Genomic DNA, 12,567 nt, shown 5'->3' on the forward strand with positions numbered 1-12,567 from the left:
AAAATTCCCTTCGATAAATTCTCAAAACTTGCTATGATCTAACAAGATTGTTAATGCACTTTCTCGGATTAATTATCCCCTGCAATGACTCGCCAAATTCACGACCAATTTGCCAAGGAATATTTAGAAGAACTCTTAGCGTCTCTAGGGACGATTAAAAAGAGCAAGAAAGTCAAGAGTGAAGTCCAAGAAATCGATGTCTGGTTTGAACCAGCCAGTTCAGCATCAAGGACTGAATTACCCTTGGGCATACTCGGTAAAATGGCGGCGACTTGCTGCTTATTTGAACCCTTCCGTAATCCTCCCTCCGAGGTAGAGATTCGCAGCTGCATCTCAAAGTTATATGCGGTTCATGGCGAAGTCTTAAGGAAGGCGAAAAGGACAAGCAAAACTCTAACTGAAGCTGAACTACCAGTTCTCTGGATTTTAACGCCTACTTTTTCAGCGAGAATGATTGAAGAAGTCGTGGGAATCCCCCCTTCATTCCTACCAGAAGAGGGGATGAAAGAGGAGTGGGGAAAAGGAGTTTATTTTTCCCCTAGCCTGTTCAAAACAGGAATCGTCGCCATCCATCAATTACCAGTCAATGAGGAGACTTTATGGTTGAGGGTGCTAGGAAAAGGAGGGACACAGAAACGAGCAGTAGAAGAATTAGTGCAATTGCCTGAAGGTAATCCTTTCCAAGAGAATTTACTGGAAATTCTGGCCAACTGGCGCAAGAGTTTGGAATTAAGAGATAATTTAAGTGCCGAAGAACAGGAGGAGATTATGAACCTATCACCAGCTTATTTACAACAACGAGAAGAGTGGAAACAAGAAGGGATACAAGAAGGGATACAAGAAGGGATACAACGAGGCAGTTTAGAAGAACGGTATTCCCTGATAACCAGTCTTCTGGAAGGACGTTTTGGCAGCCTAGATGCAGAATTATCTGGTCTGGTGGAACAGATTGCCCAACTTCCCATCTCGGAACGCACCGGGTTACTTCTTTCTCTGGCTAATTTATCTCGCTCAGAACTGTTAGAAAGATTCAGGGAAAATTAAACTTTCAATCCCAATCTCAAAAACAGACAATTAAAATTCCCGATGAACAATCATTTCCAAATCCTGAAGAACCTTAAATGTCCTGCTTATTTTGCTAGACTAAAGAAGTCCCAATTCTTGATTAGCCTGAGATAGGAAGGATTATGGTCAATCAAATCAGCATTGTCATCTCCAAGAATCCCGACGGATATTCACTCAAATCTCCTGAATTAGCAGCAATTGATTACCAGGATAGCTCTCTAGAAGGCGTTTTAAATCGACTGAAAGATGCTCTGGAAACTCATCTGATGGCTTCTGATATATCTCAAGAGGAGACTGGAGAATCAATTTTAAAGATAGTTGATAGGTTGAATCTGAACTTCCCTGAAGAAAAACTTGATCCGCTTCCATCTGACGGTGCAGAAGAGCATGACCATTATCTTTATGGGAGTCCCAAGAAAAGGCAATGAAACAAATTTTTGCCGACACTTTCTACTGGGTTGCTTTAATCAATCCCCAAGATAATTGGCATCAACGAGCCAGAGAAGTTACGTCCAGTCTCAAAAACGTTAAACTTGTGACGACGGATGAAGTTTTGGTAGAGCTACTGAATTTTATGTCAGTCCGGGGAGCAAATCGGAAGCGGCGTACTGTCGAATTTATCGATGATCTGTTCCAGAATCCCCGCCTTCAAGTCATTCCGCAAAACCGAGAATCATTCCTGCAAGGATTCGAGTTATACCGCCGCCGTCCAGACAAAGAATATAGCCTGACAGATTGTATTTCAATGACGGTCATGCAGCGCTTAAAAATCAGTCAAGTGTTAACTCACGACAATCATTTTCAGCAAGAGGGTTTCATAATTCTATTGGAATAACAGAGGGAAAATTAAACTTTCAATCCCCCTAAGCTAGGAAAAACTATCCCCAAGCATTAATGGTAGTATATCTGCTGAATTATGGGCAAATCTCGCTCGCAGAACACATGAGTAGAAAACGGGTTTCTCGGAGAAACCCGTTTTCTGTGCGTTACTCAACGGATTTAGTATGACAACTGATAAAAACCCCTCCAATTAATGAAGGGGAATTGTCGGATTTTATTGATGGTATTAGGAGGCTTTTGTGGTTTCTTTTTCTGAAAAGACGGACAATAAAAGGAAAATACACACTTTTGTCTTTATAACTGTATTTTAAGCTACATTTTTATAAATATTTACATTCCTCTCCGTCAGGCTTCTTTGGCAACTTTAAGAGCGATCGCCTTCTATCTTTTAGTAGTCAATAATGCCGATGACAAGAGCTAAGTTAAGATTGAAGGGCATTCAGTTGTTAACTCATGTAATTCTTGAGTAGGGCGAAAATATGACGACACTACTTGTACAAGCGACCTCGGCTCCTTTGATGATTGATCTTCCTTGGATTATGCCGATGACGGAGGAGCAATTTTATGAATTTTGTTTAGCCAATCGAGATTTACGCATTGAACGCAGCGCTAGTGGAGAAGTGATCGTTATGCCTCCTGCTTTTTCAGATACGGGTAATCGCAATTTTAATATAGCTCTGCAACTGGGGAGTTGGTCAGAACTAGATGGGACGGGGCTTGGGTTTGATTCCAGTGCGGGTTTTACGCTGCCCAATGGTGCGACTCGTTCACCGGATGCTGCTTGGATTAAATTAGAACGCTGGAATGCTTTAACAGAAAAACAAAAAGCCTCTTTTGCCCCCATCTGTCCCGATTTTGTCATTGAATTGCGTTCTGCTAGTGATACAGTATCCAGTTTGCAGAAAAAGATGGAAGAATATATTGCCAATGGTACTTTATTGGGTTGGTTAATCGATCGCCAAAATCGCCAAGTCTATATTTATCGTCCCTATCGAGAACCGGAGATTTTAAATGCTCCTGAAACCATTAGTGGTGATCCAGAATTGCCGGGGTTTGTATTAGTAATGGCTAAGATTTGGTAAATGCGATCGCTGATGAAAGGTTCCGTCAATATAGAACAACTAAGCACGATTAACGCTGTTCTATCGGTGTTGCTCACGGGAATTCTCAACACTGATAGAACAGCGATAACTAATCATCCTGTTAAGATTGGGTCAGGGTAGCCAATTCTAAGGCTAAAGGATCAACCCGGCGTAAATTTGCCCCTAATGCTCTTAATTTACCCTCTAAATTATCGTAACCTCGATCGAGGTGATGGAGTCCCTGCACAATAGTAGTCCCCTGGGCTGCCAATCCTGCCACCACCAAAGCTGCCGAAGCGCGTAGATCCGTGGCCATCACCGGAGCCCCAGATAGGAAAGGCACACCGCGCACTAAAGCCACATTTCCTTTGACCTTGATATCTGCTCCCAGACGCTTTAATTCGGCCACATGACGCAGACGGTTTTCAAAAACCGTCTCATTAACCACGCTACTGCCCTCGGCTAAAGTTAATAGAGCCATAAATTGGGCCTGCATATCCGTGGGAAAACCGGGATAGGGCAGGGTTTCCATATCGGTGGCTTTTAAGTCCCTAGGGATAATCCGGAGACGATTAGGGCCATCTTCCACTACTTCCGGACCGATTTCGTGCAGTTTGGCAATTACCGAAGCTAAATGGCTGGGAATCACGGGATAAAGACTAATTTCTGAGCGGGTAATCGCCCCGGCTATCAGTAAAGTCCCAGCTTCAATGCGATCGGGAATGATATTATAATCGGTACTGTGCAGACGGGAAACTCCCTCAATAACAATTGTATTGGTTCCGGCACCGCGAATTTTTGCCCCCATGGAAACACAAAAATCGGCTAAATCAATCACCTCTGGCTCCTGGGCCGCATTACCGAGAATGGTTTCCCCTTGCGCTAAAGTCGCCGCCATCATTAGGGTTTCCGTCGCTCCCACACTGGGATAATCCAGATAAATATTCGCCCCTTTCAGACGACCATTACCCTTAACGCGGGCGTGTACCATGCCCCGATCAATTAATACATCTGCACCCATTGACTGTAGGCCTCTAACGTGCAGATCCACTGGTCTGGCCCCAATGGCGCAGCCGCCGGGGAGGGGAACTTTTGCTTCTCCTAAACGGGCTAAAATCGGTCCAATGGCAAAAAAACTGGCCCGCAACTGGGAGACGAGATCGTAGGGTGCTTGAGCTTGTTTGAGGTCTCTGCCATCAATCTCTAGTCTATCTCCGGTGCGACTGACTTGCACGCCCAAAGCCGAGAGAATTTGACTCATCCGCTCGATATCGGCTAGGGCAGGTACATTACTAATCTGGCACTCGTCGGAGCAGAGTAAAGCTCCGGCCATAATCACTAGAGCGGCATTTTTGGCACCACTGATCTTGACTTCACCCTTGAGAGAGTGACGACCTTGAATTTCTAAATAGGGATGCTCGGTATCGATAGTCATAGGATGATTCATTTATCTTAGTTGGGAGTCTTGGCTAAGGAAAGCTTCAGCAAAATGAGACTGCACTGTATCAGATTTTTGAGGAAATTATTGGTGATTCTACCCCGAAAAGCGATTTTTGTCTTAATTATCTCAACTATCTTGACTTATGGATTGTCCGATAGTATAATAAAAGATTGTGAAAGAAAAACGCGGAACTGGCGGAATTGGTAGACGCGCTAGATTCAGGTTCTAGTGTCTGCAAAGACTTTCGGGTTCAAGTCCCGAGTTCCGCATTATCTCCCTCAAGACGCAGTTGTTTAGGGCAGCCCTAGCGGGGTTAAAAATCCGATTGGCTATGATTAGCAGTGTTCAAAACCCTTTAATCAAGCAAATTCGCAAGCTACACCGCACTAGAGAGCGACAGGAGCAGAATTTGTCCTTAATTGAGGGAACGCACTTACTAGAGACGGCTTTAGCGGTGAATTGTTCCCTAGAGACGGTTTGTTATACTGAAAAGTGGCAGCAAAGACAGGGAGAATTAGCAGAGAAACTTCAAAATCAGGCGAAACGAGTCGAGATAGTTTCCCCGGAAGTCCTCGCTTCCCTAGCAACAACGGTTAATCCCGATGGTGTGATTGCCACTATTTCCCGTCATCACCTTCATCCAGTACCCCCAAATCCGCTACAATTGGGCTTAGTTTTGGAAAGATTGCAGGATCCGGGTAATCTCGGCACTATTATTCGCACTGCTGTGGCTACGGAAGTACAGGGTATCTGGTTAAGTCTCGATAGCGTCGAAATCGATAACCCCAAAGTGATCCGCAGTTCGGCTGGGGAATGGTTTCGATCGCCCCTAGTGGTAGAATCGGATTTATCCGCTTTAGTGAAAAAATATCAAGCACAGGGGGTAAAAGCGATCGCTACTTTACCCACAGCCCAAAAAAACCATTGGGAGATTGATTTTACCCGTCCGACTTTAATCTTGTTAGGCAATGAAGGAGCCGGTTTATCGCCCCAATTAGCGGCTTTAGCCGATGAAACGGTGAAAATTCACCTCTTTGGTGGTGTGGAATCTTTAAATGTTGCGATCGCTACTGCCGTCATCCTCTACGAAGCTAGAAGACAATTATCGGTAAACATTTAGCGGGATAACACTACTCTAGTATCTATCGACGTAACCATGTTTGCGCTGGATCTCCATTGCATGTCCAGAGTTGCAATGGATTGCCCAATTGACTTTGCCCGTAATCTTTAGCGTCTAAGCAAAGCCCACCTGAACTAACGATTTGACCGCTTGGTTTAAATTTCCACGTTTGCGCTGGATCTCCATTGCATGTCCAGAGTTGCAATGGATTGCCCAATCGACTTTGCCCGTAATCTTTAGCGTCTAAGCAAAGCCCACCTGAACTAACGATCACAGACGGAGCCTGTGTAGATTGTTTTGCATTTGCTTGAGCTTTGCGGTAAGATTCCCAACCCTTTTCTAAAACAGCTGTGTAGTAAGTGTCAGCCAAACCGTTACAAGTTGCCCTTTGCCCACTGATTTTCTGAAATACGCTAGGAAACTCTCTGCTACAAGCGGCTAACATCTCATTATGAAATTGCTTATCACAGTCATTCTTTGATTTTCCAAATGTGTCGTAACACTTATCATGGTTGTTACAGGCTTCTTTAAACCATAGATTTGGAGTTAGATACCAACTCCACCCGCTTCCGCATCCTGAACTCTGTGCTTTTACAGGCTTAATATCAACCAATAGACTTGTTGAGAATAATAAAGAGCATATAAGCGGAGTGTATACAGAAACTTGGAGAGGAAAAGAAAAAGAATTGGCTTTCATTTCTAAGTCATATTCATAGCTAAAGGAACGATGGCAAGACCCCTGGTGAAAAAAACAACTGCGCTCTAATAAATAACCTTAATGGGAAGACAAGAAATTGAATAATTTTCAAATTATTTGGCTAATGTCGCCGCTTCCACTCAAAATTAGATTTTAATTTCTATTGTATTTTCTCAGGATACCAACCTAATGTCAAGACTACTATTCATTGTTTTTTTTGGCAAACAAAACGGTTTATTTTTAACAAAAATAAACAAATATTTTGAGCGTAGCCGCCAAAACGGAAAACTGCTCGGTGTCTGACAGGGGGACAAGAAGGCTGAAATCCATATATCGTAAGCTTTTCATGGTTTTAGCTCGAAAAAGTTTGCCGCACCATCTCTCACTTATTAATAATAATTCCTAGTAAGCTCGCTCCTATCCCTAGTTCTTTCGTTAGCTTTTTGCCTAGAATCGCTAGATCTATTTCTAGTGAGAGAAGCCAGAAGCCTTTGTTGGCAAGTTTTCTAGCTCGCTTGTCCCCCTGTCAGGCTCGGTGTCCAATTCGGATTACCCAAGGCTGTGCATCGGGTAAACGTTCCTAAAGACGATCAACTTCTACCATCGGTGTAACTGTAGCGAGGTTGTCGTACTGTCATTGGCTAGACTCTGTTTCAAAGTTTTTCTCTTTATTTTAACCTAGACCTTAAGTCCGATTTTGGCAGAATTTGATCGGCTGTTAAAGTGACAATTTGGCCGTCTTTGAAAATGCTGATAGATTCTCCTAAGAGGCGGTGTCTCTCAATCGCTTCTGCGATTGCGACTCTAACACCTGTATCGATTCGCTCCGATAATTTATCAGGAATTGGTTCAGTCATGGGCTACCTCGGTTATTTGTTGCCAGATAGAGGGGTCATCGATTTCTGGGGTTGCTGATTGGCGATGGGAATCTTCTTGTGTGGGGTTTTTAAAACCTAGAGCCAAACTAACTTTTGGATAGGATGCACGGTTTTGTGACTTTCTCTCACTTATGATGAGCAGCAGAAGTTATTCAAAGAGGGCGAATGCAATTCGCCCCTACAATAAACAATATTATTGCGCCAATGGTAGGGGTGCATCGTGGTCAGTGAGTTGATCGAACTGCGTGCGCCCAAAATGTAATAGATAGATATTTCTCCAAAGCAGAAAAATTAATTTTGACTCAAGAATAAACTGGGCAATCCGATCAGATTATCCTGCTTAAAGAAGATCGAATTTTGTTGTCGCAATTTACCGATTAATCTTGTTACTGTTACTCTGGTAGTGCCGATGGCGCTGGCAATTTGAGCGTGAGTTAGGGGATAGGGGAGATAATAGCCTTCTACACAGGGTTGACCGTATTCTTCCAATAATAGAACCAAGAATCCCATTAATCGATCGAGGGAGCGTTTTTGACCGAGAATACTCAACCAAAATAATTTACGCTGGTATTGATGGCGAAAAGTTTCCATAACAGCCGATCGCAATTGCGGCCAGCGTTCTAGGTCTTCCCAGTATAACCAGACTAACTCGGTTCCGTCTAGATGAGCTTGGGCTTGTAATTGAAAGGGAAATTGAGAAACAATCTCAAAAGGTTGACCTGCACCCACAAAACCGAGAAATACTTCCTCACTATCGGCAATAGGTGGTTGACGGGGGAATTTTTGGTCGATAACGTTAACTTGTGCCTTACCAACAATACGAATCGCCCCAGATTCAACAAAGTATAACAGTCCGGGGCGCGTGGCTACTTTTTCATCTTTGGCAAAGGTATGGTTACGATAATGGGATTTTGCCCAGTTAAAGATTTCTGTTTCTTGACCGATTAAGGGTATAAAATCCGACGAAGGAACCGAAGAAGACATTAAAATTAATAACCCACTGGGGCGTTGAGGGAACTGTAAACTAATGTAACAAAAAATTTCTGTGATTGGGGGGGGCTTGTAGCCGCTCGATGCTTATTGGTCAATAATCCCTAAAAGTTGCGGGGATTGAGCAGATAGGAGAATTATTAAGTATTCTTAACAGAATACCCGCCTCAATGTTACAAAAGCGAGATAATCACCTTATCTATTCTTAACTTTTTCTCGCTTTTCTGGGGACTATGGCATAAGATAGGATGCGTGACTATTAGTTTTCTATCTATGATATAGCGTTTCTCTTAAAGATGAAGTATAAAGAAATTTGGCATTATCTCTTGGCGACCGGCTACTGTTAACCGTTCCCTGTTCCCTAAAACCAGATACTTCGTACCTCACTATTAAGATAACTGCTAGAGATGATAGTTGATAGATAATTTAAATTTATACTTTTCCTTAAAAACTTCGGTCAAACTTGTATGAATAGCATTAGACAAAAAGTGGAATCCCTCTTGAATCAATTACCGGATGATTGTTCAATTGAAGATATTCAGTATCATTTATACGTTCTGGAGAAGGTGCGTCAAAGTTTGAGCGCGGCTTCTCTAGAGAATACAATCCCCCAAGAAGAAGTTGAGGGTCTTTTAAACAAATGGCTGATCGAGTGAATTATCGCCTTGTCTGGTCGCCCAAAGCAATTGAAGACGTGGATGCGATCGCATCTTATATTAGTCGAGATTCCCCGTCCTACGCGGCGGCCGTCGTGCGTCGAATTCTTGATATAAGCTATTCTTTAGAAAATTGTCCCCTAGAAGCGAAAAAATGCGCCGAATTTAGCGATGATACCATCCGAGAAAAGTCTGCATATGCTTACCGTCTGATCTATCAAATTCAAGGGGTGGTAGTTATTATAGCGGCGATCGTCCATAGTAAGCATTTCTTGGATTGATCGAGTCAGTGGTCAGTTATCAGTTATCAGTTATCAGTTATCAGTGGTCAGATTTGAGTTTTCAGTTCACAAGGGCCGAATCTAAAACCCAATTTGTGGCTCTTCTGGTTTATGTGTGGAAACGAAGCCTATACTGATAGTTTCTTCGGCAAAATAGTCGTAAAAGTCCTTCTCAGTCAACATTTCACGATTCCATAAGCAAAAATTATCACACAAAGTCGAGAAGAGCCAATTTGTTAAGCTAAAAACTTTAATCTACTCAGTTTCTAACCTTCTTTTTAGGTAGGAGAATTGCCAGATTCTTTCTGGGAGCCTATTGCCTGTTGCCTCTTGCCTCTTGCCTTCAGTTCACTGATTACTGATTACTGTTTACTGGACGGCTACGCCGTGCCTTTGGCAACACTGAAAAGTCCCCCACCCCCAATTTTGAGCCTAATTCCCGCTTAATCCGGTTGAGAATCGAGGTTTCATCGAGGGAATCGAGAATACTGGCCACCACTGCCTTCGGGCCATCGGGTCCCCAGGTGGCCCCATTAGCGAGATAGGTTTTCGTCACTTGGCCGATCGCGTAACAGGATACACCGGCAACCCCCGCTTGAGTCAGGGCGATCGAAGTATAGGGAAGGATAGAAATGCCGCCAGTGGCAGGAATCGAGAGGCCAAGCAGTCCTTTGAGGGAACTTAAGCCCAAAACCGCTAAAAATTCGCTGGCACTAATACCCCCCATATTGAGGGCAATTTTTTGTAAAAGAGCGATCGCCCCCCGACGAGTTAAATCGATGCCGTATAAGCGAGAAAGAGCGAGAATCATGGCTAGATCGATAACTGCCCCCGTAAACAGATCCAACACCGTCACTGGATTGAGAGCGATCGCCGATGCTTTGATCATCACTGCTTTTTGAATCAATTGATTAGCGCCGCGATCACGGATAGCCATTTTGCGGGCGACAATTTGCTCGTTTACCTCGTCCGCATACAGCATAGAATTGAGTGCTACCAGCGATTTACCCTCTCGCTCTAGAATTTCCAAAATTTTGAGTTTCAGAGCTTCTATCTGGGGTTTTCCCCGAAATCGTTGCGTTTTTAGCCGTCCATCCTGCCCTTTAACCGTCTCCGCTAGGAGGGGAGAGGCCGCCACCATAACAATCTCATCGGGGGAGAGTAATTCTTTCACCCGTTCTGAGGCGATTTTCTCATAGATGGCGAGGCGATCGACTTCCGGATACTGATCAATTTTATTAAAGACCAAAATCATCGGTTTTCCTGCTTCCCGCAACTTGGCCAGGGCGGAAAATTCCACTTTGGTCATATCACCGGAAATGATAAAAAGGATTAAATCCACCTGCTGCGCCACCTGACAGGCGAGAATTTCCCTCGTTTGCCCATCTACCTCATCAATACCGGGAGTATCAAGCAATTGCACCTGAGCATTACCCTGGCCGTTCAGGGTCAGACGCGCTAGATTAGGGAAAGTATCATCGCTGCTTAACTGCCAATTTACCCCTTTAATGGTGCGGGTAACTCCGTGTAGAGGACCGGTTGTAAAGATTTCTTGACCGACCAGAGCATTTAAAATCGAGGATTTTCCCCGGCCCACCAGGCCAAAAGCGGCAATTTGAATCAGGGATCGATCGAGTTTTTCTAGCAGGGCCACTAGGCGATCGATCTCCGCTTCTAGACCAATTTTCTCGATCGAGGTAAGATCCAGACGCTCGACAAGTTTGCCCAGAGAATTGCGTGCCTGATTATAGTTGAGTTCTTCTTGAATAGTGCCGACACCTCGAAGCGCTTGTTCTAGGTCTTCGGTATTCCAAGCTCGATCGAGGAACGGGTCAGAGGTCATTTCAGTTATCAGTTATCAGTTATCAGTTATCAGTTATCAGTTATCGGTTATCAGTTGTCAGTGATTAAGTGGGTGGGTGTTAAAAATTGTCATACTTCCCCCCTTATCAAGGGGGGATTAAGGGGGGATCAAGGGGGGATCAAGGGGGGATTTATCTTCAATTATAACCAGCTTATTATTAAGGATAATCAGGATGAGTGTCATCTACGACTTGGAACACATTACCAGCTATCATTATCGTAAACCGGTAACTTTTGGGGAACATCGGGCGATTTTTTTGCCTAGCGCTGGTCACGGTGAAAGAATTATCAGTTATTCTGTGGAGGCGAATATTGCCGCCAAAACGCGCTGGACTATGGATACGCTATCTAACAATGTGGTAGGAATTGAATTTGCTGAACCAGCGTCAGAATTAATCGTTACCTGTCGATTACGGGCGGAACATTTTGGCTTAAAAGCGATCGCTGATTTTCCCCTCGCTCAACGGGCGATCGAAATTCCCGTCCAATATACCCCCGATGAATGGTTAGATCTAGTGGTGTTTATGCGTCCCCACGCCGAGGATGCCGACGGCAGCCTGGCAGCTTGGGCCAAAAGTTTTGTAGCGGGGGACCAAGATGATACCCTCGATGTCATGGCAAGAATGATGGCGGCTATCAAAGATAATTTTACCTACCAATCCAGGGAGAGTGAAGGAACTCAATCCCCCGGAGAAACCCTGCGGCTAAAGTCGGGAACTTGTCGCGATTATGCTTGGTTGATGATCGAAGCTTTGCGAAGATTGGGTTTAGCCTGTCGTTTTGTCAGTGGCTATCTCTACGATGCTGCCCTCGACGGTGGTGAAGTGGGGATGACTGGCTCTGGTGCTACCCATGCTTGGTTACAGGTTTATCTACCGGGGGCCGGTTGGCGTAATTATGATCCGACTAATCAAATTACCGCCGGCTTTGATTTAATTCGAGTGGCGATCGCTCGTCATCCCAGCCAAATTATACCTCTTTCCGGTTCTTGGTTTGGTGATGCCGATGACTATTTGTCTATGGATGTTAAAGTGACCATTCGCAAGCTGGGGACGCTGCCAGATTTTGATCCCAGGGAATAGGTTGAATTATCGGGTTTTTCCTTGACCGGCGATGGATAGAGGAACCGCCGTAAGTGGGTAGGTGTTAAAAATTGTCAGATACCCCCTTATTAAGGGGAAATTAAGAGGGGATACCCCCTTAATCCCCCCTTGATAAGCTATCCATTAGTCAGATCTTTCTTAACAAAAAGAGAAGAAACTTAAAAAAAGGGGAAACGATTGATAGGTATAGTTTTGAAAGAAGGAATTAAGGTGGAGGTAAGCAAAAAAATGGAGAAATGGGCAGCCCAAGAACTAAAGTATGCAGACCTAGGGGACACCAGAAGAAAGAAAAGGTTAATCAGTATCGTGGAAAACTTGGCTGGGCAACCTAGTACAAGTGTGCCACAAGCTTCGGGAAATCTAGCGGCAGCGAGTGCCACCTACGACTTTTGGAATTCCCCCTATTTTCACCCCTCAGCTCTAATTGCCGCCCAAGCTAAAAGTACAGTAGAAAGAATCAAAGAACATCCAATAGTTTTGGCAGTTCAAGACACAACAAGTTTAGACTTTACGACCCAAAAAGCCAAAAAAGGAATGGGTTATCTAGATTA

14 protein-coding genes and 1 tRNA gene are annotated in these 12,567 nt (G+C 44.1%); 10 read left to right on the forward strand and 5 right to left on the reverse strand.

The annotated features are described in order from the left end of the window. The first annotated feature begins 84 nt into the window (after positions 1-84). The 4 genes from H6F92_RS17225 (at position 85) to H6F92_RS17240 (ending at position 2,987) form a co-directional block, all read left to right on the forward strand. On the forward strand, positions 85-1,044 hold the full coding sequence (locus H6F92_RS17225; protein ID WP_190358850.1) for an RpnC/YadD family protein: 960 nt from the start codon (positions 85-87) through the stop codon (positions 1,042-1,044). 143 nt (positions 1,045-1,187) lie between these two features. Then, positions 1,188-1,493, forward strand: a complete 306-nt coding sequence (locus tag H6F92_RS17230; protein ID WP_190358851.1) for a hypothetical protein — start codon at positions 1,188-1,190, stop codon at positions 1,491-1,493. Beyond that, positions 1,490-1,900, forward strand: coding sequence for a type II toxin-antitoxin system VapC family toxin (locus tag H6F92_RS17235; RefSeq protein ID WP_190358852.1), 411 nt, complete (start codon positions 1,490-1,492; stop codon positions 1,898-1,900). Before H6F92_RS17230 ends, H6F92_RS17235 begins: the two co-directional genes overlap by 4 nt. A 484-nt stretch (positions 1,901-2,384) precedes the next feature. Continuing rightward, positions 2,385-2,987, forward strand: coding sequence for a Uma2 family endonuclease (locus H6F92_RS17240; protein WP_042790755.1), 603 nt, complete (start codon positions 2,385-2,387; stop codon positions 2,985-2,987). 121 nt (positions 2,988-3,108) lie between these two features. Here H6F92_RS17240 and murA read toward each other — a convergent pair whose 3' ends face one another. Then, positions 3,109-4,422: a UDP-N-acetylglucosamine 1-carboxyvinyltransferase gene (gene murA / locus H6F92_RS17245; RefSeq protein WP_190358853.1), complete on the reverse strand. Its 1,314-nt coding sequence runs from the start codon at positions 4,420-4,422 to the stop codon at positions 3,109-3,111. Positions 4,423-4,613: 191 nt separating this feature from the next. On the opposite strand from murA, the gene H6F92_RS17250 reads away from it, so the two are divergent. Both H6F92_RS17250 and H6F92_RS17255 read left to right on the forward strand, forming a co-directional pair. Then, positions 4,614-4,697, forward strand: a tRNA-Leu gene (locus tag H6F92_RS17250). 62 nt (positions 4,698-4,759) lie between these two features. Continuing rightward, a complete protein-coding gene (locus H6F92_RS17255; protein WP_190358854.1) occupies positions 4,760-5,548 on the forward strand; it encodes a TrmH family RNA methyltransferase in 789 nt (262 codons plus the stop codon). Between the two features lie 22 nt (positions 5,549-5,570). Here the strand turns inward: H6F92_RS17255 and H6F92_RS17260 are convergent, their stop codons facing one another. The 3 genes from H6F92_RS17260 to H6F92_RS17270 form a co-directional block, all read right to left on the reverse strand. After that, positions 5,571-6,245, reverse strand: a complete 675-nt coding sequence (locus H6F92_RS17260) for a ricin-type beta-trefoil lectin domain protein (RefSeq protein WP_190358855.1) — start codon at positions 6,243-6,245, stop codon at positions 5,571-5,573. Positions 6,246-6,913: 668 nt separating this feature from the next. Continuing rightward, a complete protein-coding gene (locus H6F92_RS17265; RefSeq protein WP_190358856.1) occupies positions 6,914-7,102 on the reverse strand; it encodes a hypothetical protein in 189 nt (62 codons plus the stop codon). Positions 7,103-7,414: 312 nt separating this feature from the next. Continuing rightward, the gene (locus H6F92_RS17270) at positions 7,415-8,107 is read right to left on the reverse strand and encodes a Crp/Fnr family transcriptional regulator (RefSeq protein ID WP_190358857.1); all 693 of its coding nucleotides are present in this window, start codon (positions 8,105-8,107) and stop codon (positions 7,415-7,417) included. A 473-nt stretch (positions 8,108-8,580) separates the two neighbouring features. On the opposite strand from H6F92_RS17270, the gene H6F92_RS17275 reads away from it, so the two are divergent. Continuing rightward, complete coding sequence (locus H6F92_RS17275; protein WP_002752772.1) at positions 8,581-8,769, forward strand: hypothetical protein; 189 nt, start codon at positions 8,581-8,583, stop codon at positions 8,767-8,769. Further along, positions 8,754-9,050 carry a type II toxin-antitoxin system RelE/ParE family toxin gene (locus tag H6F92_RS17280; RefSeq protein ID WP_110579784.1) on the forward strand — a complete coding sequence of 99 codons (297 nt, stop codon included), beginning with the start codon at positions 8,754-8,756 and terminating at the stop codon, positions 9,048-9,050. The genes H6F92_RS17275 and H6F92_RS17280 overlap by 16 nt, the downstream gene beginning before the upstream one ends. Positions 9,051-9,405: 355 nt before the next feature. Here the strand turns inward: H6F92_RS17280 and H6F92_RS17285 are convergent, their stop codons facing one another. Then, on the reverse strand, positions 9,406-10,893 hold the full coding sequence (locus tag H6F92_RS17285) for a GTP-binding protein (RefSeq protein WP_190358858.1): 1,488 nt from the start codon (positions 10,891-10,893) through the stop codon (positions 9,406-9,408). A gap of 193 nt (positions 10,894-11,086) precedes the next feature. Here H6F92_RS17285 and H6F92_RS17290 point away from each other — a divergent pair, with 193 nt between their 5' ends. Both H6F92_RS17290 and H6F92_RS17295 read left to right on the forward strand, forming a co-directional pair. After that, complete coding sequence (locus tag H6F92_RS17290) at positions 11,087-11,995, forward strand: transglutaminase family protein (RefSeq protein ID WP_190358859.1); 909 nt, start codon at positions 11,087-11,089, stop codon at positions 11,993-11,995. A gap of 249 nt (positions 11,996-12,244) precedes the next feature. Continuing rightward, positions 12,245-12,567: IS4/Tn5 family transposase DNA-binding protein (locus H6F92_RS17295; protein WP_190358861.1), on the forward strand; the 323-nt coding region annotated here is incomplete at its 3' end.

Source organism: Microcystis wesenbergii FACHB-1317, from assembly GCF_014696875.1.
Taxonomy (GTDB): Bacteria; Cyanobacteriota; Cyanobacteriia; order Cyanobacteriales; family Microcystaceae; genus Microcystis; species Microcystis wesenbergii_A.